The following is a 21,756-nucleotide window of genomic DNA, read 5'->3' on the forward strand; positions in this document are numbered from 1 at the left end:
GGAAAAGCGCGGCCGCAACGCCGCGATTGGCGCAGCGGGCGGCGCCCTGGCTGGCGGCGCGGCGGGTTACTACACCGAGCGTCAGAAGCAGATCACCGATGACAACCAGCGCATCGCGTCCTACTCAACCGACTTCAACAAAAGCGCGTCCGACATCGACCGCAGCACCGCGTACGCCAAGGCCTCGCAGCAGTGCTACCAGAGCGCGTTCACCAAGCTCGTGAGCGACCGCAAGGCCAAGACCGTCAATGACACCGAAGGCCGCAAGCGCCTGGCGGAAATCGTTGCCGGCCTGAAGGAATCCAATGACCTGATCGTTGCGGTCAACGGCAAGGCCAGCGAAGACCTGAACAACTACACCCAAGCCTACGAGAAAGACCTGCAGCAGGTCGGCGTACAGCGTAACGATGTGGTCACCGTGGCCACGGCTGACACCACAACGGTGACGCCGCCGGCCAAAGGCAAGAAAGCCGTGAAGCCGGCGAAGAAGAAAGCGCTGCCGGTGGTGCCGCAGGAAGCGGTGACCACCGAGAAGAGCATCCAGACCGTGCAGGCCAAGCAAGCTCAAAGCAAGCAGGTTGCCAGCGCCGGTAAAGCACAGCTCGAAGGCAGCTGCCGTGATCCTAACCTGGCCGACTGGGCACCGGTACCTTGCCCAAACGTTTAAGTAACATGCTGCTATAAGCGTCAAACGCCAGCCGATCTTCTGCTAATGCGCGAGATCGGTGGCGTTCTTTTTGCAAATCGTTAAACTGCTGCGGCCACTCAATAATTACACCGAGGCTGTGTGCATGAAATTTCGTCTTCTACTGTGGGTGCTGGGCCTGATGATGGGCAAAGCCAGCCGCACCAATCCTGCCTTCCAGCAACAGTTGGGTGACAAAGACCTGGCGTTCCAGTTGCAGACCCTCGACGGCAAAGTTGCCCGTCACTTCATCGTCAAAGACCAACGCATCACCAGCCGCTCGGGTGTTCACCCGTCGCCGGCATTCGCGATTGCGTTCAAGGATGCCGCCTACGGCTTCGCCACGATGCAGGCGAAAAACAAGCAACTGGCGTTCATGACGGGGATTCAGGACAAGTCCATCCACATCAAGGGCAACCCGGCGCTGGTGATCTGGTTCCAGGGGCTGACCAAGTATTTGAAGCCGCGCAAAAAAAAGCTGCGTTAGTTGTTGTTGGCCTCGGGGCTTTAAACCTCGAGGCGCAGCTTAGGGAAGTATATTAATCAGCAGTTAGGGTTCATTTTGAACTATTTCTGAACGTATCTATTTTAAGGGGGCGACTGCCTTTGTGTTGTTTTTGTTTCTTGAAACGTTCGTTTACGTATTTTCGGTCGTTAGTGTTATAGGGAAGTTCTTGCTAGTTAACCGCTTGGCTCGGAGAAATAATGTTACTGTTCGAGCGTCATGGATAACTTATTATTCGATGACCCTGAGGCGGTCATTGTCAATACCTAGAATTTGGCCAGAACCCTTGACGTAAGCAAATTCGTTCTTGCCTCCGGTTTCGTGGATAACGGCAATGCCTGCTTTGCTGGTGACGGAGTTGTTGCCAGACGCCAAGTGCAAGGTGTCGAGCTCCCCGCGAGACGAGATAGAAGTTCTACTGTTGGGAGCGTTACTTGCCGTGTACACAGTGTTTTTCCCCGAGCCTAGCGACACAAGATGGCGAGTCCCTGTCCCGGTGGTTAAGGTATTGTTACCCCCCTTGGAAGTTGCCGTTCCTCCGCCAGGGCCTAGGGTAATATTATCCATGCCATAACCGGTATGCACTGCGGCAGCGCCGCCGCCGGTCTGGATGGTGTTGTTTCCAGAGTATGACTCGATCGTAATCTTCGGAAATACATCTGCGTCAATTATTACGTTGTCGTCACCTGACTTGGTTAATAGTTGTATTTTTGGCGGACCGCCATCGGCGTTTTCCATCGGCAACGGAAAGGATTCGCCGTTTATTTCGACAGCCACTTTATTGTTGCCGTAGCTTTTGAAGTGAAAGTTGTCCGCGCCGTCGCTTCCTTCAATTCTAATGATCTTGGCATTGGGACCACCGAAAGTCTGCGGGGCATCACTGGGCACTTCAAAGAGCGAGGTGATTTTCATGCCCTGGATTAAATTCGTTTGAGTGTACCTTTCGAATTCTACTATCGGATTTGACGGGGTAAGCGGTGGCGATGCGAGAGGGGTGTTATGGATGGGGTTCATGTGGTCAGTGCCTCGAATACTCTGTTCAGCCGCGACGACGTCGAAGTATCGACGTATTCAATACGGACTCAACAGGATTAGTGGGTATTTATATATAACGCGGTGTTCAATACCGCGCTATGGCACTGGGTGGGCGTGAGAAGCGGATCGTTCCTAGCGGACTGTTACCAGCAATTGCGGCTTTACAGCGCGAGTACCGGTCCGCTGGCCGGAATGCCATTGATAGCGGGGGTATCAGCCCTGGCTGAACTGGGATGCCAACTCGCGCAGTAACGTCTCCGCATCCAGCACCTTAGCCACCACATCCTCTGCTTTGTCCCGGGTCAGCCCCAGGCGCTCAAGCAACTCGTCCGGGATGGCTTGATCCGGCCCGGAACCGATGCCGCGGCTGCGTAGCAAGCGCACCGCCAGGCACACCAGGTTTGGGTATTCGGCGTATTGGCCGTCGTAGGTGGGGTCGTGCTGGAAGCGCAGGGCGGTGGACAGTTCGTCCGGCATGTCCCAATAGCGCATCAACCACGCACCAATCTGCTCGCGGCTGATGCCCAGCAAGTGTTGCTCGACATAGCTGTGGCACAAGTGCGGGTTGACCTCCAGATGGCGGCAGATCAGCGAGAAATGCGGCGGGAACACATGCGCCAGCAGCAGGTAACCGAAGTTGTGCAGCAGGCCGGCCAGGTAGGTCAGGCCGGCTTCCGGGCGCTGGGCGCGGGGCATGGCGCGGGTCAGGCCCTCGATCACGGCGGCGGTGTAGATCGACTGATGCCAGTACGGTGTGGCCTGGTGCGGGTGGTCTTTGGGCAGGCTCAGGGTCTTGCCCAGTGCCAGGCCCAGCGCCAGGTTGATCACCAGATCAAAGCCCAGCACGCGCACGATGGCGTCTTCAACTGAACGAATCTTGCCCGGCGACGCGTAGTACGGCGACGCCGCCCAGCTCACCACCTGTGCGGCCAGGGCCGGGTCGGTTTCCACCACCCCGGTGATGTCATCGATGGTGGCGTTGGGGTCGACGCGCAGCTTGATGATTTTTTGCGCGGTGTCAGCCAGCGGCGGAATCTCGATGGTCGCTTCCAGGCGCTGCTGGATACGGCGGGCGGTGAACGCCTGCATCGCCTGGGTGATTTCCTCGCGGTCATCGTTGGGGCGGTCGAGGTTGGGGCGGATATTGCTCAGCGGCTCGCCGAAATGTGCGGCGCTGGCCTTGGTGAGCATGGTCTTGAATTCGTCGCTGGCGATTTCCAACAGCAGCCCGGCCTCGCCCGAATGCACCAACAGGGTCGGCTCGTCGAGCAGGCTGCCTTCGTACAGGCATGGCGAACTGGTGAGCGGCGGCAGGCCCGGCAGCAGGCTCAGGTCATGCTTGCCGAGCATGCGCTCGATGCGTTCCGGCGACACGGCCGTAAGGCGGCGACCGGTGAGTTCGGCGAGGCGGTTGAGATCCAGCAACTGGTTTTGGGGGAACAGCACCATCAGTGCGCCCACCGCATCTTCCAGCAGCACGGCCTGGACCTTTCGCGCCGGATTCAGGCCCGGTTGTTCGGCGACTTCCGTGTAGTTGACGGCGAGCTTTGCGAGCAGAGCCCGAATGACCGGCGGGGCGGTCAGTGGGGCTGTGGCGAGGGCAACTTCTGACATGGCCTGATCCAATTTCTTACAGTCACCGAAGTATAACCAGCTTGATACACCTGTAGGTCGGTTAAGTGAGTCAGGCGTCACACTTGGCCGTATTGCTGCCCATGTCGCAGCCAGCGATCCAGCAATGGGCTGACGTGCTCCGGCCAGCGTTCGAGCAGCGCTTGCGCGGCATCGCGCACGGCGGGCAACAGGTCGGCGTCGCGCATCAGGTCGGCGACCTTGAATTGCAGCAGGCCGGTCTGGCGCGTGCCGAGCATTTCGCCGGGGCCGCGCAGTTCGAGGTCTTTTTCGGCGATGACAAAACCGTCGTTGGTTTCGCGCATGATCCCCAGGCGCTGGCGACCGATCTGTGACAACGGCGGGTGGTAGAGCAGCACGCAATGGCTGGCCGCGCTGCCCCGGCCGACGCGGCCACGCAATTGGTGCAACTGCGCCAGGCCCAGGCGCTCGGGGTTTTCAATGATCATCAGGCTGGCGTTGGGCACGTCGACGCCGACTTCAATCACCGTGGTCGCCACCAGCAATTGCAGGTTGCCGGCCTTGAACTCGGCCATCACCGCAGCTTTTTCCACCGGCTTCATGCGCCCGTGAATCAGCCCGACCTTGAGCTCGCCCAAAGCGCTGGTGAGGTCTTCATAGGTGGTTTCGGCAGCCTGGCAGGTCAACTCCTCGGACTCTTCGATCAGCGTGCACACCCAGTAGGCTTGGCGGCCTTCGGCGCAGGCGCCGCGCACCCGTTCGATCACTTCGACGCGGCGGGTGTCGGTGACCAGCACGGTGTTGACCGGGGTGCGGCCCGGCGGCAGTTCGTCGAGAATCGAGGTGTCGAGGTCGGCATACGCACTCATGGCCAGGGTGCGCGGGATCGGGGTGGCGGTCATGATCAACTGGTGCGGGCTCATGCGCCCGCCCACGCCTTTCTGGCGCAGGGCCAGGCGTTGTTGCACGCCGAAGCGGTGCTGTTCGTCGATGATGACCAGGGCCAGGTTCTTGAACTTCACTTCGTCCTGGAACAGCGCGTGGGTGCCCACCACCATCGGGGCACCGCCGGCAATGTGTTCCAGTGCGGCGGCGCGCGTCTTGCCCTTGAGCTTGCCCGCCAGCCACGCCACTTCCAGGCCCAGGGGTTCGAGCCAGCGTTTGAAGGTGATGAAATGCTGCTCGGCGAGAATCTCGGTGGGCGCCATCAGCGCCACTTGGTAACCGGCTTCCAGGGCCTGCAAGGCGGCGAGGGCAGCGACCACGGTTTTGCCCGCGCCCACGTCGCCCTGAATCAGGCGCAGCATGGGTTCTTTCTGACTGAGGTCGTAGGCGATTTCATTGCCGACACGCTGCTGCGCACCGGTCGGCGCAAAGCCCAGGTTGGCCAGGTATTGCGCAGGCAGGCGTGTGGCCTTGGGCATGGCCGGCGCCCGCAGCGAACGCATGCTTTCGCGCAGGCGCTGCTGGGACAGCTGGTGAGTCAGCAATTCTTCGAACGCCAGGCGATGCTGGGCCCAGTGATGCCCCAAGGCCAGTTCGTCGACATCGGCGTCGGCGGGTGGGTGATGCAGGTAGCGAATCGCATCGTCCAGCGGCGCCAGTTGATAGTCGCGGGCCAGCTCCACAGGCAGCCAGTCGGGCAGGCTTTTGGGGCCGAGCATGGTCAGGGTCTGCATGCACAACTGGCGCAGGCGTTGTTGGGTCAGGCCTTCAGTCAGCGGGTAGATCGGCGTGAGCGTGGTGTCGACCGGTGGCGGCTCGTCGCCGGTAATCGCGCGGTATTCCGGGTGGTAGATCTCCAGGCCGGAGGCGCCGGGGCGTGCTTCGCCATAGCAGCGCACGCGGGTGCCGCGTTTGAGGCCCTCTTTCTGCGCATTGCTGAAATGGTAGAAGCGCAGGCTCAGGCCGCCGGTGCCGTCCTGCAGGCGCACGACCAGGCTGCGGCGCTTGCCCATGACCACATCGGCGCCGCTGACGGTGCCTTCGACCACCGCGTCCTGCCCGGGGCGCAAATGGCCGATGGGCGCCACGCGGGTGCGATCCTGGTAACGCAGGGGCAGGTGGAACAGCACGTCCTGGAGATTTTCCAGGCCAACCTTGGCCAGCTTCTCGGCCATGGCTTCGCCGACACCCTTGAGTGCCGTCACCGGCACCTGCGACAGCTCAGTCATACGTCCGGTCAGCTCGCAGCAGGCGGTTTGGCCACCGAGCACAGGCGGATCGAGTCCGCGAGAATCTCAATCGCTTTTGGCCGTGGGAAGCTGGCGCGCCAGGCGATCGCCACCGTACGGAATGGCACGGGCGGGGTGAGCGGGCGCACTTCGATCACGCCGGGAGCGTAGTGATGGCTGTCCACCGCCGACAGCGGCAGGATCGAGATGCCCAGGCCGGAAGCGACCATGTGGCGGATGGTTTCCAGGGAGCTGGATTCCACCGTGGTGTGCTTGGCGCCGTCGTTGCCCTTGGTCAGGGTCGGGCAGGCTTCCAGGACCTGGTCGCGGAAGCAGTGACCTTCGCCGAGCAACAGCAGGCTCTTGTCGTTGAGCAGGCCGGCGTCGATGGTGTCTTTTTGCGTCCACGGGTGCGAGGCCGGCATCAGCACGTAGAACGGCTCGTCGTAGAGCGGCAGGGTCAGCACGTCCGCTTCGTTGAAGGGCAGGGCGATAATGATCGCGTCCAGCTCGCCGTTGCGCAGTTTGTCGCGCAGCACGTGGGTGAAGTTTTCTTCGATATACAGCGGCATCTGCGGCGCAACGCGGTGCAGTTGCGGGATCAGGTGCGGGAACAGGTACGGGCCGACGGTGTAGATGGCGCCGACTTTCAGCGGTGCGGTCAGCTGGTTTTTGCCGGCCTGGGCCAGTTCGCGAATGCTTTGTGCCTGCTCCAGGACTTTCTGAGCCTGGGCAACAATGCCTTCACCCACCGGGGTCAGGCGCACGGCGCTCTTGCTGCGCTCGAAAATCAGCACACCGAGTTCGTCTTCAAGCTTTTTCACACCCACCGACAGCGTCGGCTGGCTGACGTGGCAACGCTCGGCCGCGTGGCCGAAGTGCTGTTCTTGGGCGAGGGTCACGATGTAGCGTAATTCTGTAAGAGTCATAGCGGGCGTCCATGAGGTTGCGAGCCAAGCATACCGGCTGCAATCGATAGACGCACGTTATCAGAACTTTGGTGGGGATTGAGCGGGGAGTTAGGCGAATTTGATCAGCTGTGCACAATCAAATGTGGGAGGGGGCCTGCCCCCGATAGCGGTAGATCAGTCGACTTTCCCTGACTGACCCACCGCCATCGGGGGCAAGCCCCCTCCCACACTAGTTCCTATGTACCTTTACCGGCGACGCTTCTCGATGTTGTACACGAACGGTGCAACGATCTCGATGCTGCCACCTTTGAGCATATCGGCCGGTGGCTTCGGCAGCGGCTGGGCGCGACGGATCATGTCCAGCGTGGCGCGGTCCAGGTCGGCGTTGCCGGAGCGGCCCACTAACTCGTAAGACAGCACGTTACCGTCGGCATCCACCACGAACTTCAGGCGGTTCAAGCCTTCCTTGCCGCGCGCCTGGGCACCTGGCGGGTACTTCTTGTACTTTTGCAAGTGTGCCAGCAGGGTGCCTTCCCACGACGCTTTGGCAGCAATCTGTTGCGGCGACGGGCCTGGAACCGGCTGGGCCGATTTCTCAGCTGGCGCCTGGGTCGGCGGAGCGTCGCTCGGCGGGTCCTCGGAAGGTTTCTCCTTGGGCGGCTCGATCTTTTTCTCCACGGGCTTGGGCGGTTGAGGCTTCGGCTTGGGCTTGACCGGCTTGGGCACCTGGATCGTCGGCTTGGGTGCCTCAGCCAGTTTCGGCAGAGGCAGCTCTTCCACCGGTGCAGGTGGTTGCGGTGGCGTGACCACTTTTGGCGGTGCCGGCGGCGGCGGAGCCGGCATCGGCGCCAGGTCGATGACCATGGCAGCCGGTGGCAACTGCACCGTACGCGGCGCGGACCAGTGGAGCGCGATGGCAATCGCGATGGCATGCACGCCCAGCACGACGGCGAGGCTGGTGCCATAACGCGTCAGTTTGTGGCGCGTCGTGATCATTTTTTGGCTGCCGTCTCGAGTCCGACCAGGCCGACCTTGAGATAGCCGGCTGCCCGCAGGGCATCCATCACGCTCATCAGGTCGCCGTAGTCCACGCCCTTGTCAGCCTGGAAGAAGATCGTCGTGTCTTTCTTGCCCTGGGTCTTGGCGTCGAGCACCGGCCCCAGGGTTTCAGCCTTGACCTCTTCTTCGCCCAGGAACAGGCGTTGGTCCGCCTTGACGCTGAGGAAGATCGGCTTCTCTGGCCGCGGCGCCGGCTTGGCGCTGGAGGCGGGCAGGTCGACCTTGATGTCCACGGTAGCCAGCGGTGCAGCCACCATGAAGATGATCAGCAGCACCAGCATCACGTCGATAAACGGCGTGACGTTGATTTCGTGGTTCTCGACGAGTTCGTCGTCGCCTTGATTCAAATGCAGGCCCATGGCCGATTACCCCACTTTCACCATGTGCGGTTGCGAGCTGCGCTCGGTAGGCAGGTGGTCGAGGTCGCGGCTGACCAGCAGCAGGACTTCCGCCGACGCGTCCGATACCTGGGCCTTGTAGCCGGCAATCGAGCGGGCGAAGACGTTGTAGATCACCACCGCAGGGATGGCCGCAACCAGGCCCAGGGCAGTTGCCAGCAGGGCTTCGGCGATGCCTGGGGCAACGACGGCGAGGTTGGTGGTCTGGGTTTTGGCGATGCCGATGAAGCTGTTCATGATGCCCCACACGGTACCGAACAGGCCGACGAAGGGCGCAGTGGAGCCGATGGTCGCCAGCACGCCGGTGCCGCTGCTCATGTTACGGCCGCAGGCAGCAACGAGGCGCTCCAGGCGGAAGGCCACACGCTCCTTGATGCCTTCTTTTTCGCGGGTGTTGGCCGACAGGCGCATTTCTTCCAGCGCGTCGTGCACCAGGGTGTTGGCCAGGGTGCCCTTTTTGGTCGCGGTTTCGCTGGCTTCCTTGAGGGTGGCGGCCTTTTTCAGGTGGACGATCTCGGTGCGCAGGCGACGCTTGGCGCCCAGCAGCTCGAAGCCCTTGGCGATCCAGATGGTCCACGTGATGATCGAGGCGATGGCCAGGCCGATCATCACGGCTTTCACCACGACGTCAGCGTTTTGGTACATGCCCCATGGCGACAGGTCGTGGGCCATGCCCAGGGTGTTGTCTTCTTCGAGTACCACACCGGTTTCATCAGCAGCGGCAGGGGCTGCAGGGTCGGTGGCAACAGGCGCGGCAGCGGGTGCGGCACTTTGCTCGGCGGCTGGCGGTGTAGCGGGAGCGGTGGCGTCGGCGAACGCGGCGGTCGGTGCCAGCAGTACGCTGAACAGCAGCGCAGCAATCGCGCGCCAGGCGCGGGACGGGCTGTGAAGCTTGGTTGGCGAAGCGGGGGTTGTATTACATGTCATGCTGGCCGGACCTGAGTAAAGAAAATGAGTGATCGTCCTTCCAGACCCAGGGGTCGAGGACAAATGGGCGGTCATTATTGCAAGTAATTCTTGTTAACAGAAGTAATACAGTAACTTTATTTGTCCTTTTTCTGGCCGTCTGTCATCTGCGAAGGCTACCCTAGGCCTTTCTGTACGGAGTTTTCTGATGTCTGCGCCTTCTGTTGTTATTGCCGGTTGTGGCGATGTGGGTAGTCGGCTGGCTAGCCAATTGCTCGCCTCGGAATGGGAGGTTCATGGGTTGCGGCGCGACATTTCGCGCTTGCCCGACGGGGTGATCGGTATTGCCGGCGACCTGTTCAAAAAGGATTGCCCTGACACTTGGCCAATCGGCGGGGTGGACTACCTGGTGTACTGCGCTGCCGCGACCGACCACGACGAGGCCGGCTATCGCGCGGCTTACGTGCAGGGTTTGAAGCACGTGCTGGAGTGGCTCGGCGATTACGGCCAGGAGCCGAAACACCTGCTGTTTGTGTCCAGTAGCAGCGTCTATGGGCAGCAGAGCGGAGAGTGGGTCGACGAAACATCTGCCACCCAGGCAAACGGCTACTCCGGGCAGGTCATGCTCGAAGCCGAGCAGGTAGCGCTCAACAGCGGTATTCCGGCGAGCATTGTGCGCTTGACCGGTATCTACGGCCCGGGCCGTGAGTGGCTGTTGACCCAGGTTCGGCAAGGTTATCGCGTGGCGATCGACCCACCTTTATACGGCAACCGGATCCACGCGGACGACGCAGCAGGGTTGCTGGCCTTTCTGCTTCGGCAGGTGGAGCAGGGTGGCTCGCTGGACAAAATCTACATCGGCGTCGACGATGCGCCGGCGCCGTTGGCTGAGGTGGTTGCGTGGTTGCGCGACTACCTGGGTGTGACTGAGTGGTCAGAGGACGCCAGTGTGCGCCGAGCTGGCAGCAAGCGATGCAGTAATGCGCGTATCAAAGCGTTGGGCTGGGTGCCGACCTACCCGACTTACCGCGAAGGCTACGCGGCGATCCTCAAAGGCTGAAATGCAGTTGAGGCTGTGGGAGCGGGCGTGCTCGCGAAGGCGCAGTGTCAGTCACTGAATGTGTTTCTGATACACCGCTTTCGCGAGCAAGCCCGCTGCCACATTTGGATCTGTGCTCGGCGACTTATTGCTTTTCAAGCAGCCATTGGCGTGGGCCCGGCGTAAACGAGGGCACTTCGTCGGCCTGGGCGGTATTCACCGCCTGGAAAATCTCCAGCTGCTTGCCTTTGCGCGCAAAGATCCACGGGTTGCCCTGGCCGTTCAGTTGCAGCCAGATGCTGTCGTAGCCGCCGCTCATGGAGGCGCAGTCGCCCGCCAGGCACAGCGAATAGCGGTCGACACCAGGCAGGCCGACGACCTTGCCGTCAGCCTGGAACTGCACGGTGGCGCCGTTACCGAAGCCGTCAGTGATCTTCCAGTCGCCGCCCATATAGGCCGCATACAGCGCGCGTTCGAAGTTGGCGCCCAATGGCGCGCCTTCCGGGGCGGGGTCCTTGGCGCGGGCGAACAGTTGCTCGGGCTCGTTGTCGTTAGCCACTTGCAGCAATTGCCGGCCTTTGCGCTTGAGTTCGGTAGCTGAGCTGCCGTAGAAATCCACGCTCCAGGCGCCGGATTTTTCACCAAGCAACTTGCCTTCCGCTACTTCAAAACCGTTGTAGTAGCGTGCCTGCGATGCTTTGGTGTTGACCTCCCATTCGAGGTTCGGGCCAAAGGATTGCAGGGCTTCACGCAAAGGGCCGCCCTTCGCTGCGGCATTGATGGCGACCTGGTTGATCCAGGTGCCGCTCACGTCCCGGTCGGCAGGGTTGCTGGCGCAGCCGCCAAGCAGCAGGGCGAGCAACGAAGAGGCTACAAGCGCTTTGCGCATCATGAAATCCTTCTGAAACGAAGTCGGCGCAACCTGTGGAGGCTGCGCCGGGTGTTTTACTCGATGACCAGGATCGCGTCCATCTCAACCTGTGCGCCCTTTGGCAGGGCAGCCACGCCGATGGCGGCGCGGGCTGGGTAGGGCTGCTCGAAGTACTTGCCCATGATCTCGTTGACCTTGGCGAAGTGGCTCAGGTCGGTGAGGAAGATGTTCAGCTTGACGATGTCCTTGAACGAACCGCCGGCGGCTTCGGCCACCGACTTGAGGTTTTCGAAGACCTGCACGGTTTGTGCTTCGAAGCCTTCAACCAGTTCCATGGTCTTTGGGTCCAGCGGGATCTGGCCGGACATGTAGACGGTGTTGCCCGCCTTGATTGCCTGGGAGTAAGTGCCGATGGCGGCCGGGGCCTTGTCGCTGGTGATAACGGTCTTGGTCATGAGTGACTCCTTGTAAGAGGTGGGCTATGCACGCATGCGGGTGATGCGGATCACTCCGGTCAGGGCGCGCAGTTTCTTGATCACGCGGGCCAGGTGCACGCGGTCGTGCACGCTGACGACCAACTGGACCACGCTGATGCGGCCATCGCGCTCGTCCATGCTGATTTTCTCGATATTGCCGTCGGCCGCGTTGACGCTGCTGGCCAGCAGGGCGATCAGGCCGCGTTGGTGTTCCAGCTCCACCCGCAGCTCGACGTTGAATTCGCCGGTCACATCCTTGGCCCATGAGAGCTGGATGCATTTCTCGGGGTTGTGGCGGATTTCGGTGATGTTGCGACAGTTGTCCAGGTGCACGACCATGCCTTTACCCGCCGACAAGTGGCCGACAATCGGGTCACCCGGGATCGGCGTGCAGCACTTGGCGTAGCTGAGCACCAGGCCCTCGGTGCCGCGAATCGCCAGCGGGCCTTCGGGGCTTGGCAACTGTTCGCCTTCGCCGAGCAGGCGGCGCGCGACGACATAGGCCATGCGGTTGCCCAGGCCGATGTCTTCCAGCAGGTCTTCGATGGTTTCCTGGCGGTACTCGTGGAGCATCGCTTGCACGCGCTCCTGCGGGATCTTGTCCAGGGCGCTGTCGAAACCGTTGAGCACCTTGTTCAGCAGGCGTTCGCCGAGGCTGATGGATTCGGAACGGCGTTGCAGTTTCAGCGCATGGCGGATGTGCGTGCGCGCCTTGCCGGTGACCACGAAGTTGAGCCACGCCGGGTTCGGCCGTGCGCCCGGTGCACTGACGATCTCGACCGTGGAGCCGCTTTGCAGCGGTTCGGACAGCGGCGCGAGACGACGATTGATCCGGCAGGCAATGCAGCTGTTACCGACGTCGGTGTGCACCGCGTAGGCAAAGTCGACCGCCGTGGAGCCCTTGGGCAACTCCATGATCCGGCCTTTGGGCGTGAACACGTAGACCTCGTCCGGGAACAGGTCGATCTTTACGCTTTCGATAAATTCGAGGGAGTTGCCGGCACGTTGCTGCATTTCCAGTACGCCCTTGACCCACTGGCGGGCGCGGGCATGCGTGCCTTTTGGCTGCTCGTCGCCGCTGGACTTGTACAGCCAGTGGGCGGCGATGCCGTTGTTGGCCATCTCTTCCATTTCGCGCGTGCGGATCTGGATCTCGATCGGCACCCCGTGCATACCGAACAGCGTGGTATGCAGCGACTGATAGCCGTTGGCCTTGGGAATCGCGATGTAGTCCTTGAAGCGTCCCGGCAGGGGTTTGTACAAATTATGCACAGCACCGAGCACGCGGTAGCAGGTGTCGACCTTGTCCACGATGATGCGGAACGCGTACACGTCCATGATCTCGTTGAAGGCCCGCCGCTTGCCGCGCATCTTCTTGTAGATGCCGTAGATGTGCTTTTGCCGGCCGCTGACTTCGCCTTCAATCTCGTCGATCGCCAGACAATGGCTCAGCGACTCTTCGATCTTGTTGACGATTTCCTTGCGGTTGCCGCGTGCGCGCTTGACCGCCTGGTAGATGCGCGCCGAGCGCATCGGGTGCATGGCCTTGAAGCCGAGGTCTTCGAACTCGATACGAATGGCGTGCATGCCCAGCCGGTTGGCGATGGGCGCGTAGATTTCCAGGGTTTCCTTGGCGATGCGCCGGCGTTTTTCGCCGGACAGCACTTCCAGCGTGCGCATGTTGTGCAGGCGGTCGGCGAGCTTGACCAGGATTACCCGAATGTCGCGGGCCATGGCCATGGCCATCTTCTGGAAGTTTTCCGCCTGGGCTTCGGCCTTGGTCTCGAAGTTCATCTGGGTCAGTTTGCTGACCCCGTCGACCAGTTCGGCCACGGTTTCGCCAAATTGCGCGCTGAGCGCTTCCTTGGCGATGCCGGTGTCTTCGATCACGTCATGCAGCATCGCGGCCATCAGGCTCTGATGGTCCATGTGCATGTCGGCGAGAATATTTGCCACCGCAAGAGGATGCGTGACATACGCCTCGCCGCTGCGGCGGCGTTGGCCGTCGTGGGCTTGTTCGGCGTAGAAATACGCTCGGCGGACCAGGTTGACCTGGTCTGGGCCGAGGTAGGTCGATAAGCGATCGGCGAGGGCGTCTATGCTCGGCAAAGTATTAACTCCTGCCGAAGGCTTTGACCCCGCGCCGTGCTACGTCGACCAGGCATAGGCTTAGACGGCCTCGTTGGACTCGTCCTCGAACGCTGCAAAGAGCGGTTCGTCTTCAACGATTTCGGCGTTGGCGATGAACTCGTAGCTCATCAGGCCTTCAGCGATTTCACGCAGGGCTACAACGGTAGGCTTGTCGTTTTCCCACTGGACCAGGGGCTCTTTGCCGCCAGTGGCCAGTTGACGGGCACGCTTGGTAGAGAGCATGACCAGCTCAAAGCGGTTATCCACGTGTTCTAGGCAGTCTTCAACGGTTACGCGGGCCATGGTATTCCTCGGAGCGAATGCAAGATGCGCGCTGCCCGGTTGGGCGAGCGGACTAAACAGTTTAAAAAATCACCAGCGTTTAGGGAAGCGCTGATTTTTCCCGCGTCCTCGCAAAACCGCTACAAGTGCCAATGTAAAGCCCTTGCAGCGGTTTTGGGAAGAGCCAATCAACCGAGCAGTTCGGCGAGTAATTTGCCAAAACGCTGCTGTTGGCGCTTTTGCTGGAGCTGGTTTGAGCGAAAAATCGCCTTCAAATCGGCCAAAGCGTCGGCGAAAACGTCGTTGATGATCAGGTAGTCGTAGTCGACGTAGTGGCTCATTTCGCTGACGGCTTCACGCATGCGGCCGTCGATGATCTCGTCGCTGTCCTGGCCGCGATTGGTCAGGCGCTGGTGCAAGGCTTCCAGCGAGGGCGGCAGGATGAAGATCGAACGCGCCTTGGGCATCAGCTGACGCACTTGCTCGGCGCCCTGCCAGTCGATTTCCAGGATCAGGTCATGACCTTCGTCCAGGGTTTGCTGCAGGTGGCTTTGCGAGGTGCCGTAGAGGTTGCCGAAGACTTCGGCGCGCTCAAGGAAATCACCGTGCTCGATCATCTTGACGAACTCGGTGCGCTCGACGAAGTGGTAGTGCACGCCGTTCACTTCGCCCGGGCGCATGGCGCGGGTGGTGTGCGAGACCGAGATGCGGATCTGCTCGTCAGCGTCGGTCAGGGCCTTGACCAGGCTGCTTTTGCCCGCGCCCGAAGGGGCGGAAATGATGTAAAGGGTGCCGGTGCTGTGGGTCATGGAGGTTGCCTTACTCAATATTCTGTACTTGTTCGCGCATCTGCTCGATCAACACCTTGAGGTTGACCGCAGCCGTGGTGCTGCGCGGATCGAAGGCTTTGGAGCCCAGTGTATTGGCTTCGCGGTTGAGTTCCTGCATCAGGAAGTCCAGGCGGCGACCGGCGGCACCGCCGGACTTGAGCACGCGCCGCACCTCAAGGATATGGGTGCTCAGGCGGTCGAGTTCTTCAGCCACGTCGCTCTTCTGCGCCAGCAATACCATTTCCTGTTCCAGGCGCACGGGGTCGAGGTCGGCCTTCATGTCGGTGAAGCGGTCGAGGACCTTCTGGCGCTGGGTGGCGAGCATCTGCGGCACAAGTTCGCGCAGGGTTACCACGTCTTCCTCAATCGAGGTCAGGCGCTCGTTGATCAGGCGGGCCAGTTCGGCGCCTTCGCGCTCGCGGCCGGCCTTGAGTTCCTTGAGGCCCTGGGTGAACAGGGCCAGGGCCTCGGCGTTGAGGGCTTGCGGGTCGCTGGCGTCGGCCACCAGCACGCCGGGCCAGGCCAGCACTTCAAGCGGGTTCAAGGCTGCTGGCTGCTTGATCAGGCCGGCGATGGTTTCGGCGGCGGCGACCAGTTGCGCGGCGCGGTCGCGGTCGACCTGCAGTGGTTTGCCGGTGGTTTCTTCGGTGAAGCGCAGGGTGCATTCCAGCTTGCCGCGGGAAATGCCCTGGCGCAGCGCTTCACGCACGGCGCCTTCAAGGTCGCGGAAGGATTCCGGCAGGCGCAGGTGCGGCTCCAGGTAACGGCTGTTGACCGAGCGCAGTTCCCAGCTCAGGGTGCCTTGGGCGCCGGCTTTTTCGACGCGGGCAAAGGCGGTCATGCTGTGCACCATGGAGGTACCTCGCGTTGCAGTCCCGCAAAGACGGGCTGATAGGTAAGTTGAAGCCGACAGGCTGCGAAGGCGCAGGATTGTAGCTCAACGGGACGGGTGGCCCCAAACAGTGGCTTCGGCGGCCGGGTTTGTAACAGGATTTTTTAGAAGTGCCGATAAGGGCTGGCGGCTCTATAATGCTCGGCAGTTTTTCGTCCTCCGTACAGGTATCCCCTATGAAACGTCCAAGTGGTCGCGTTGCCGATCAGCTCCGCTCGATCCGCATCACCCGCAACTACACCAAACACGCCGAGGGATCTGTACTGGTCGAGTTTGGCGATACCAAGGTGATCTGCACCGTCAGCGTCGAAAACGGCGTGCCGCGTTTCCTCAAGGGCCAGGGCCAGGGCTGGTTGACCGCCGAGTACGGCATGCTGCCGCGCGCCACCGGCGAGCGTAACCAGCGTGAAGCCAGCCGTGGCAAGCAGGGCGGCCGCACCCTGGAAATCCAACGCCTGATCGGCCGCTCCCTGCGCGCCGCGCTGGACATGACCAAGCTGGGCGACGTGACCCTGTATGTCGACTGCGATGTAATCCAGGCCGACGGCGGCACCCGCACCGCGTCTATCACCGGCGCCATGGTGGCCCTGGTCGACGCGCTGAAAGTCATCAAGAAACGTGGCGGCCTGAAAGGCGGCGACCCGCTCAAGCAGATGATCGCTGCTGTGTCGGTCGGCATGTACCAGGGCGAGCCCGTGCTGGACCTGGACTACCTGGAGGATTCGGCCGCCGAGACCGACCTGAACGTGGTGATGACCAGCACCGGTGGTTTCATCGAAGTGCAAGGCACTGCCGAAGGCGCGCCTTTCCAGCCGGCCGACCTGAACGCCATGCTGGCCCTGGCCCAGAAGGGCATGACCGAAATCTTCGAACTGCAGAACGCCGCACTGGCCGACTGAACCCGCCTCAAGGAGAAGCGCCATGAATGACAACCAAGTGCCGGTGCCTACGCCTTCCTACGAAGTGCGCCAGGGAGCAATGTTGTGTCATTTGGCGGCGTTCCTGGGGTTTGTGTTCCCCTTCGGCAGCGTGGTCGGGCCGCTGATCCTGTGGCAGATGAAGAAAGAAGTGGACCCGTTCATTGATGATCAGGGCAAGGAAGCCTTGAATTTCCAGATCACCGTGGCGATCGCCTGGATGGCGTGCATCGTGCTGGCATTCGCGGTAATTGGCTTTTTCCTGATGTTTGCCTTGGCCATCGCCACCGTGGTGTTGACCATCATTGGCAGCATCAAGGCCAACAAGGGGGTTGCCTATCGCTACCCCTTGACCTGGCGAGTGATCAAATAATCAGCGCCCACAAAAAAACCGACAGCGATGTCGGTTTTTTTGTGCCTGGAAAAAGACCTTAGATGGTCAGTGTCCAGTCGTAGTCCACGATCAGCGGCGCGTGCTGCGAGAAGCGTGGCTGGCGCGGCAAACGCGCGCTGCGTACGAACCGGCGCAGACCTGGGGTCAGCAACTGGTAGTCGAAACGCCAGCCCAGGTTGAGCATCTCGGCCTGCTCGTTGTCTGGCCACCAGCTGTACTGGTCGCCTTCACGGCTGACTTCGCGCAGCGCATCCACATAGCCCATGTTGCCGACAATCTCGTCCATCCAGGCCCGTTCCGGCGCCAGGAAGCCCGGGGATTGCTGGCTGTCGCGCCAGTTCTTGATATCCAGCTTCTGTTGCGCCACGTACAGCGAGCCACAATAAATGTACTCGCGACGTTTGCGTCGCTGCTTATCCAGATAACGGGCGAAATCGTCCATTAGCTTGAACTTCTGGTTCAAGTCTTCATCGCCGTTCTGCCCCGAAGGAAGCAGCAAGGTCGCGATGCTGACCTTATCGAAATCGGCTTGCAGGTAGCGCCCGTAGCGGTCGGCTGTCTCGAAGCCGAGGCCGCTGATGACCGCCTTGGGTTGCAACCGCGAATACAAAGCCACGCCACCTTGGGTGGGCACTTCGGCATCGCAGGCATAAAGGAAGTAGCCATCCAGTTGGAAGGCTGGGTCGTCCAGTTCAAAGGCGGAGGCGCGGGTATCCTGCAGGCAGATGACGTCGGCATTCTGGGCTTGCAGCCAACTGAGCAAACCACGCTCGACTGCAGCCTGAATACCATTAACGTTCACACTGATGATCCGCATAAATGGCCCCAAAAATCGCGTGCGTGTATGATACACGCCGTCTACCTAATTAGCTAAATCCGTGGTATCTGAGGCTTTTTTCATGCAGGCGTATCAACGCGATTTCATTCGTTTTGCCATCGATCGCGGCGTTTTGCGCTTCGGTGAGTTCACGTTGAAGTCCGGGCGCACCAGCCCGTACTTCTTCAATGCAGGCTTGTTCAATTCGGGTTCGGCCCTGGCTCAGCTGGGTCGTTTCTACGCGGCGGCCATCGTTGAAAGCGGTATTTCCTTCGACGTGCTGTTCGGTCCGGCCTACAAGGGCATCCCCCTGGCGGCTGCGACCGCCGTGGCGTTGGCTGAACATCATGGGCAGGATCTGCCGTGGTGTTTCAACCGCAAAGAGGCCAAGGCCCATGGCGAAGGCGGCAGCCTGGTGGGCGCGCCGCTCACCGGTGATGTGCTGATCATCGACGACGTGATCACCGCCGGCACGGCCATCCGTGAAGTGATGCAGATCATCGCTTCCCAGGACGGCGCCAAGGCAGCTGGTGTATTGATCGCGCTGAATCGCCAGGAGCGTGGCAACGGCGAGTTGTCGGCGATCCAGGAAGTAGAGCGTGATTTCGGCATTCCGGTGGTGAGCATCGTGTCGTTGAACCAGGTGTTGCAGTTCCTGGAAGACGACCCGCAGCTCAAGCAGCACTTGCCGGCAGTGCGGGCCTACCGCGAGCAGTTCGGCGTCTGATATCGAACGTATTGCAGGCGCAAGCAAATGTGGGAGGGGGCTTGCCCCCTCCCACATTTTGTTTCTGCTGCTTACGGACGCTTGCGATTGCTGATCAGCGTGCCCACACCGGTATCGGTGAAGATTTCCAGCAGGATCGCATTCGGCACGCGGCCATCGAGGATCAGCGAGCTACCGACGCCGCCTTGCACCGCTTCCAGCGCGCAACGGATTTTCGGCAGCATACCGCCGTAGATGGTGCCGTCGGCGATCAGCTCGTCCACCTGTTGGGTGGTCAGGCCGGTCAACACCTTGCCTTCCTTGTCCATCAGGCCGGCGATGTTGGTCAGCAGCATCAGCTTTTCAGCCTTCAGCGCCTCGGCCACCTTGCCCGCCACCAGGTCGGCGTTGATGTTGTAGGACTCGCCATTGGCGCCCACGCCGATTGGCGCGATCACTGGAATGAAGTCGCCCTTGACCAACAGGTTCAGCAGGTCGGTGTTGATGCCGATCACTTCGCCCACCTGGCCGATGTCGATGATTTCCGGCTGGGTCATCTCCGGCGTCTGACGGGTAACGGTCAGTTTTTTCGCGCGGATCAGCTCCGCGTCCTTGCCGGTCAGGCCGATGGCACTGCCGCCGTGACGGTTGATCAGGTTGACGATGTCTTTGTTGACCTGGCCGCCGAGGACCATCTCCACCACGTCCATGGTCTGCGCGTCAGTGACGCGCATACCATCGATGAAGTGACTCTCGATCGACAAGCGCTTGAGCAGGTCGCCGATTTGCGGGCCGCCACCGTGCACTACCACCGGGTTGATCCCCACGGCTTTCATCAACACGATGTCGCGGGCAAAGCCGGTTTTCAGCTCGTCGCTTTCCATGGCATTGCCGCCGTACTTGATCACCAGCGTCTTGCCGACGTAGCGTCGAATGTAAGGCAACGCTTCGGAAAGGACCTTGGCGGTGTTGGCAGCGGCTTCGCGTTCGAGGGTCATTCAGGGCTCCGGTAAAAAATCAGAACGGTAATTGGAGATCAGGGGCAACACGTTTCAACTGGGCGTGGAACACGTCCTTGATGCGCTGCAACTCAGCCTCGGTATCCGCCTCGAAACGCAGCACCAGCACCGGTGTGGTGTTGGATGCGCGAACCAGGCCCCAGCCTTTGGCGTAATCGACGCGCACACCATCAATGCTGGTCAGGTCGGCGCCTTCGCCCCATTGCGCATCGTGCAGTGCGTCAATGATGCTGAATTTGCTCTCCTCGGTCACATGGATATTGATCTCTGGCGTAGAAATATCATTCGGGAAGGTCTGAAACAGCGCCTGCGCGGTGGATTTTTCCTTGCTGAGGATCTCCAGCAGACGGGCGGCGCTGTAAATGCCGTCGTCAAACCCGAACCAGCGTTCCTTGAAGAACACGTGGCCGCTCATTTCGCCGGCCAACAGCGCGCCGGTTTCTTTCATTTTCTTTTTGATCAACGAGTGGCCGGTCTTCCACATTAGCGGGCGACCGCCATATTCCTTGATCAGTGGCGTGAGGCGGCGGGTGCACTTCACGTCGAAAATGATTTCGGCGCCTGGGTTGCGCGCCACCACGTCACGGGCGAACAGCATCAGCAGGCGGTCGGCAAACACGTTTTCGCCGGTGTCCGTCACCACGCCAACGCGGTCGCCGTCACCGTCGAAGGCCAGGCCGACGTCAGCCCCGGTTTCCTTGACCTTGGCGATCAAGTCCACCAGGTTTTCAGGCTTGCCCGGGTCCGGGTGATGGTTGGGGAAGTTGCCGTCGACGTCACAGAACAGCGGGATCACCTCACAGTTCAGGGCTTCGAGCAGTTGCGGGGCGATCACACCGGCCGCGCCATTACCGCAGTCCACCACCACTTTGAGACGGCGCGCGAGTTTGACGTCGCCTGTGATTTCGTCAGAGTAGCGCTGCAGGATGTCGACTTTGGTGATGCTGCCTTCGCCGCTGGTCAGGTCGTTGGTTTTCAGGCGCGTGTGCAGGGCCTGGATTTGTTCGTTGGCGAGGGTGTCGCCGGCGATGACGATCTTGAAGCCGTTGTAGTCCGATGGGTTATGGCTGCCGGTCAACATCACCCCGGACTTGCCCGCAAGCACGTTGGCCGCGTAGTACAGCGCAGGCGTCGGCACCAGGCCCACGTCGCTGACATGGCAACCGCTGTCGGCCAGGCCCTGGATCAGTTGCTCCACCAGCTCCGGGCCGGACAAACGACCGTCGCGGCCGACCGAAACGTTCGGCTCGCCCTGGGCCAGGCTCTGGGCGCCGATGGCGCGGCCGATCCAGTAGGCGGTTTCGGCGGTCAGGGTCTTGGGCACCACGCCACGGATGTCATAGGCGCGAAAGATGCTGTCGGGAAATGCTGGGGCTACTCGGGCTGCGGTACTCATCGCGGGGGGAAACTCCATCTGAAAGGGGCAAAGCTGGCCTGAATGTGGCTGACCGGCGGGCTCAAACTGAAGGGTATGACGGTGTTTTCGGCAGAGAGTTCGTGGTGCAAAAGTGCCATCGGCGTACTGGCGTCGCCTTTTTGTTCGCGTAATGCATTGATTTCAATAGGGAAATCTCGCTGTTTAAATCCGCGCATTCTTCATCCTGAAAGCCCTGCGGTGGCGTCTGGCCGGACAGGGTCGTCCGGCCCGATTCAGCTTAGTCAGTGGCTGCCGGAATGGCCAAAACCACCTGCGCCGCGTTGAGTCTCATCGAACGCTTCGACCAGTTCGAAGTGCGCCTGCACCACCGGCACCAGCACCAGCTGGGCGATGCGCTCGCCGACGGCAATGTTGAACGCGGTCTGGCCGCGGTTCCAGCACGACACCATCAGCTCGCCCTGGTAGTCCGAATCGATCAGGCCGACCAGGTTGCCCAGCACGATCCCGTGTTTATGGCCAAGGCCCGAGCGCGGCAGGATCAATGCCGCCAAGCCCGGGTCGCCGACGTAGATCGACAGGCCGGTCGGGATCAGGATGGTCTGGCCGGGCTCAAGCACAGTGTCTTGCTTGAGCATGGCGCGCAGGTCCAGCCCGGCGGAGCCTGGCGTGGCGTAGGCCGGCAGTGGGAATTCGGTGCCGATGCGTGGGTCGAGGATCTTGGCTTGCAAAGCGTGCATGG

Annotated in this window: 23 protein-coding genes and 1 pseudogene; 6 read left to right on the top strand and 18 right to left on the bottom strand. The window is 61.2% G+C overall.

Annotation, left to right across the window (positions count from 1 at the left end; translation table 11 throughout):
* Positions 1-667: type VI secretion system-associated lipoprotein TagQ (tagQ, locus tag WBR57_RS24020; RefSeq protein WP_424087280.1), on the top strand; the 667-nt coding region annotated here is incomplete at its 5' end.
* A 124-nt stretch (positions 668-791) separates the two neighbouring features.
* Positions 792-1,172: a helicase gene (locus WBR57_RS24025; protein ID WP_424087281.1), complete on the top strand. Its 381-nt coding sequence runs from the start codon at positions 792-794 to the stop codon at positions 1,170-1,172.
* Positions 1,173-1,421: 249 nt separating this feature from the next.
* Here WBR57_RS24025 and WBR57_RS24030 read toward each other — a convergent pair whose 3' ends face one another.
* From WBR57_RS24030 to exbB, 7 genes are all read right to left on the bottom strand, one after another.
* Positions 1,422-2,102: a hypothetical protein gene (locus tag WBR57_RS24030; RefSeq protein WP_424087282.1), complete on the bottom strand. Its 681-nt coding sequence runs from the start codon at positions 2,100-2,102 to the stop codon at positions 1,422-1,424.
* Positions 2,103-2,438: 336 nt separating this feature from the next.
* Complete coding sequence (locus WBR57_RS24035; RefSeq protein WP_424087283.1) at positions 2,439-3,839, bottom strand: aminoacyl-tRNA deacylase and HDOD domain-containing protein; 1,401 nt, start codon at positions 3,837-3,839, stop codon at positions 2,439-2,441.
* A gap of 77 nt (positions 3,840-3,916) precedes the next feature.
* Positions 3,917-5,992: an ATP-dependent DNA helicase RecG gene (gene recG, locus WBR57_RS24040; protein WP_424087285.1), complete on the bottom strand. Its 2,076-nt coding sequence runs from the start codon at positions 5,990-5,992 to the stop codon at positions 3,917-3,919.
* A gap of 8 nt (positions 5,993-6,000) precedes the next feature.
* Entirely contained in the window at positions 6,001-6,921 is a 921-nt protein-coding gene (locus tag WBR57_RS24045) for a hydrogen peroxide-inducible genes activator (protein WP_015886540.1), read from the bottom strand.
* Positions 6,922-7,149: 228 nt separating this feature from the next.
* Entirely contained in the window at positions 7,150-7,899 is a 750-nt protein-coding gene (locus tag WBR57_RS24050) for a TonB family protein (RefSeq protein WP_015886539.1), read from the bottom strand.
* Complete coding sequence (gene exbD, locus WBR57_RS24055; RefSeq protein WP_003195519.1) at positions 7,896-8,321, bottom strand: TonB system transport protein ExbD; 426 nt, start codon at positions 8,319-8,321, stop codon at positions 7,896-7,898. Before exbD ends, WBR57_RS24050 begins: the two co-directional genes overlap by 4 nt.
* Before the next feature lie 6 nt (positions 8,322-8,327).
* Positions 8,328-9,287, bottom strand: a complete 960-nt coding sequence (gene exbB, locus WBR57_RS24060) for a tonB-system energizer ExbB (RefSeq protein WP_424087296.1) — start codon at positions 9,285-9,287, stop codon at positions 8,328-8,330.
* A 187-nt stretch (positions 9,288-9,474) separates the two neighbouring features.
* Here exbB and WBR57_RS24065 point away from each other — a divergent pair, with 187 nt between their 5' ends.
* A complete protein-coding gene (locus WBR57_RS24065; protein WP_424087298.1) occupies positions 9,475-10,326 on the top strand; it encodes an SDR family oxidoreductase in 852 nt (283 codons plus the stop codon).
* 124 nt (positions 10,327-10,450) lie between these two features.
* On the opposite strand, the gene WBR57_RS24070 is transcribed toward WBR57_RS24065, so the two are convergent.
* From WBR57_RS24070 to WBR57_RS24095, 6 genes are all read right to left on the bottom strand, one after another.
* Positions 10,451-11,194, bottom strand: a complete 744-nt coding sequence (locus WBR57_RS24070) for a hypothetical protein (protein ID WP_424087300.1) — start codon at positions 11,192-11,194, stop codon at positions 10,451-10,453.
* A gap of 56 nt (positions 11,195-11,250) precedes the next feature.
* Positions 11,251-11,631, bottom strand: a complete 381-nt coding sequence (locus WBR57_RS24075) for a RidA family protein (protein WP_003176922.1) — start codon at positions 11,629-11,631, stop codon at positions 11,251-11,253.
* 24 nt (positions 11,632-11,655) lie between these two features.
* Complete coding sequence (gene spoT / locus WBR57_RS24080) at positions 11,656-13,761, bottom strand: bifunctional GTP diphosphokinase/guanosine-3',5'-bis pyrophosphate 3'-pyrophosphohydrolase (RefSeq protein WP_015886535.1); 2,106 nt, start codon at positions 13,759-13,761, stop codon at positions 11,656-11,658.
* A gap of 60 nt (positions 13,762-13,821) precedes the next feature.
* Positions 13,822-14,085 (bottom strand): DNA-directed RNA polymerase subunit omega, encoded by a 264-nt coding sequence (rpoZ, locus tag WBR57_RS24085; RefSeq protein WP_003176920.1) that lies wholly within the window; start codon positions 14,083-14,085, stop codon positions 13,822-13,824.
* Between the two features lie 167 nt (positions 14,086-14,252).
* Complete coding sequence (gene gmk / locus WBR57_RS24090) at positions 14,253-14,873, bottom strand: guanylate kinase (protein ID WP_424087303.1); 621 nt, start codon at positions 14,871-14,873, stop codon at positions 14,253-14,255.
* A gap of 10 nt (positions 14,874-14,883) precedes the next feature.
* A complete protein-coding gene (locus WBR57_RS24095) occupies positions 14,884-15,747 on the bottom strand; it encodes a YicC/YloC family endoribonuclease (RefSeq protein WP_304629227.1) in 864 nt (287 codons plus the stop codon).
* A 215-nt stretch (positions 15,748-15,962) separates the two neighbouring features.
* Here WBR57_RS24095 and rph point away from each other — a divergent pair, with 215 nt between their 5' ends.
* Positions 15,963-16,685, top strand: a complete 723-nt coding sequence (gene rph / locus WBR57_RS24100; protein ID WP_424087305.1) for a ribonuclease PH — start codon at positions 15,963-15,965, stop codon at positions 16,683-16,685.
* Positions 16,686-16,707: 22 nt separating this feature from the next.
* The gene (locus WBR57_RS24105) at positions 16,708-17,076 is read left to right on the top strand and encodes a DUF4870 domain-containing protein (protein WP_424087307.1); all 369 of its coding nucleotides are present in this window, start codon (positions 16,708-16,710) and stop codon (positions 17,074-17,076) included.
* Positions 17,077-17,134: 58 nt separating this feature from the next.
* On the opposite strand, the gene WBR57_RS24110 is transcribed toward WBR57_RS24105, so the two are convergent.
* Entirely contained in the window at positions 17,135-17,914 is a 780-nt protein-coding gene (locus WBR57_RS24110) for an exodeoxyribonuclease III (RefSeq protein ID WP_003195493.1), read from the bottom strand.
* 82 nt (positions 17,915-17,996) lie between these two features.
* Between WBR57_RS24110 and pyrE the strand changes: the two genes are divergently transcribed.
* Positions 17,997-18,641, top strand: coding sequence for an orotate phosphoribosyltransferase (gene pyrE / locus WBR57_RS24115; protein ID WP_003195489.1), 645 nt, complete (start codon positions 17,997-17,999; stop codon positions 18,639-18,641).
* Between the two features lie 71 nt (positions 18,642-18,712).
* Here the strand turns inward: pyrE and argB are convergent, their stop codons facing one another.
* The 4 genes and pseudogenes from argB to dut form a co-directional block, all read right to left on the bottom strand.
* On the bottom strand, positions 18,713-19,618 hold the full coding sequence (argB, locus tag WBR57_RS24120) for an acetylglutamate kinase (RefSeq protein ID WP_015886532.1): 906 nt from the start codon (positions 19,616-19,618) through the stop codon (positions 18,713-18,715).
* A gap of 19 nt (positions 19,619-19,637) precedes the next feature.
* A pseudogene (locus tag WBR57_RS24125) lies at positions 19,638-21,053 on the bottom strand (phosphomannomutase/phosphoglucomutase); the annotation flags it as partial.
* Positions 21,032-21,232 (bottom strand): hypothetical protein, encoded by a 201-nt coding sequence (locus tag WBR57_RS24130; RefSeq protein ID WP_424087310.1) that lies wholly within the window; start codon positions 21,230-21,232, stop codon positions 21,032-21,034. The gene WBR57_RS24130 and the pseudogene WBR57_RS24125, both read right to left, overlap by 22 nt.
* A gap of 66 nt (positions 21,233-21,298) precedes the next feature.
* On the bottom strand, positions 21,299-21,754 hold the full coding sequence (gene dut, locus WBR57_RS24135; RefSeq protein ID WP_424087312.1) for a dUTP diphosphatase: 456 nt from the start codon (positions 21,752-21,754) through the stop codon (positions 21,299-21,301).
* Between the last annotated feature and the right edge of the window lie 2 nt (positions 21,755-21,756).

Source organism: Pseudomonas sp. (genome assembly GCF_049590575.1).
Classification (GTDB): Bacteria; Pseudomonadota; Gammaproteobacteria; order Pseudomonadales; family Pseudomonadaceae; genus Aquipseudomonas.

What these genes read in the sequence shown, in the direction of transcription:
- WBR57_RS24025 (WP_424087281.1), top strand. Translation starts at nt 792, where the DNA reads ATGAAATTTCGTCTTCTACTGTGGGTGCTGGGCCTGATGATGGGCAAA.
- WBR57_RS24030 (WP_424087282.1), bottom strand. Translation starts at nt 2,102, where the DNA reads ATGAAAATCACCTCGCTCTTTGAAGTGCCCAGTGATGCCCCGCAGACT.
- WBR57_RS24035 (WP_424087283.1), bottom strand. Translation starts at nt 3,839, where the DNA reads ATGTCAGAAGTTGCCCTCGCCACAGCCCCACTGACCGCCCCGCCGGTC.
- recG (WP_424087285.1), bottom strand. Translation starts at nt 5,992, where the DNA reads ATGACTGAGCTGTCGCAGGTGCCGGTGACGGCACTCAAGGGTGTCGGC.
- WBR57_RS24045 (WP_015886540.1), bottom strand. Translation starts at nt 6,921, where the DNA reads ATGACTCTTACAGAATTACGCTACATCGTGACCCTCGCCCAAGAACAG.
- WBR57_RS24050 (WP_015886539.1), bottom strand. Translation starts at nt 7,899, where the DNA reads ATGATCACGACGCGCCACAAACTGACGCGTTATGGCACCAGCCTCGCC.
- exbD (WP_003195519.1), bottom strand. Translation starts at nt 8,321, where the DNA reads ATGGGCCTGCATTTGAATCAAGGCGACGACGAACTCGTCGAGAACCAC.
- exbB (WP_424087296.1), bottom strand. Translation starts at nt 9,287, where the DNA reads ATGACATGTAATACAACCCCCGCTTCGCCAACCAAGCTTCACAGCCCG.
- WBR57_RS24065 (WP_424087298.1), top strand. Translation starts at nt 9,475, where the DNA reads ATGTCTGCGCCTTCTGTTGTTATTGCCGGTTGTGGCGATGTGGGTAGT.
- WBR57_RS24070 (WP_424087300.1), bottom strand. Translation starts at nt 11,194, where the DNA reads ATGCGCAAAGCGCTTGTAGCCTCTTCGTTGCTCGCCCTGCTGCTTGGC.
- WBR57_RS24075 (WP_003176922.1), bottom strand. Translation starts at nt 11,631, where the DNA reads ATGACCAAGACCGTTATCACCAGCGACAAGGCCCCGGCCGCCATCGGC.
- rpoZ (WP_003176920.1), bottom strand. Translation starts at nt 14,085, where the DNA reads ATGGCCCGCGTAACCGTTGAAGACTGCCTAGAACACGTGGATAACCGC.
- gmk (WP_424087303.1), bottom strand. Translation starts at nt 14,873, where the DNA reads ATGACCCACAGCACCGGCACCCTTTACATCATTTCCGCCCCTTCGGGC.
- WBR57_RS24095 (WP_304629227.1), bottom strand. Translation starts at nt 15,747, where the DNA reads ATGGTGCACAGCATGACCGCCTTTGCCCGCGTCGAAAAAGCCGGCGCC.
- rph (WP_424087305.1), top strand. Translation starts at nt 15,963, where the DNA reads ATGAAACGTCCAAGTGGTCGCGTTGCCGATCAGCTCCGCTCGATCCGC.
- WBR57_RS24105 (WP_424087307.1), top strand. Translation starts at nt 16,708, where the DNA reads ATGAATGACAACCAAGTGCCGGTGCCTACGCCTTCCTACGAAGTGCGC.
- WBR57_RS24110 (WP_003195493.1), bottom strand. Translation starts at nt 17,914, where the DNA reads ATGCGGATCATCAGTGTGAACGTTAATGGTATTCAGGCTGCAGTCGAG.
- pyrE (WP_003195489.1), top strand. Translation starts at nt 17,997, where the DNA reads ATGCAGGCGTATCAACGCGATTTCATTCGTTTTGCCATCGATCGCGGC.
- argB (WP_015886532.1), bottom strand. Translation starts at nt 19,618, where the DNA reads ATGACCCTCGAACGCGAAGCCGCTGCCAACACCGCCAAGGTCCTTTCC.
- WBR57_RS24130 (WP_424087310.1), bottom strand. Translation starts at nt 21,232, where the DNA reads ATGCGCGGATTTAAACAGCGAGATTTCCCTATTGAAATCAATGCATTA.
- dut (WP_424087312.1), bottom strand. Translation starts at nt 21,754, where the DNA reads ATGCACGCTTTGCAAGCCAAGATCCTCGACCCACGCATCGGCACCGAA.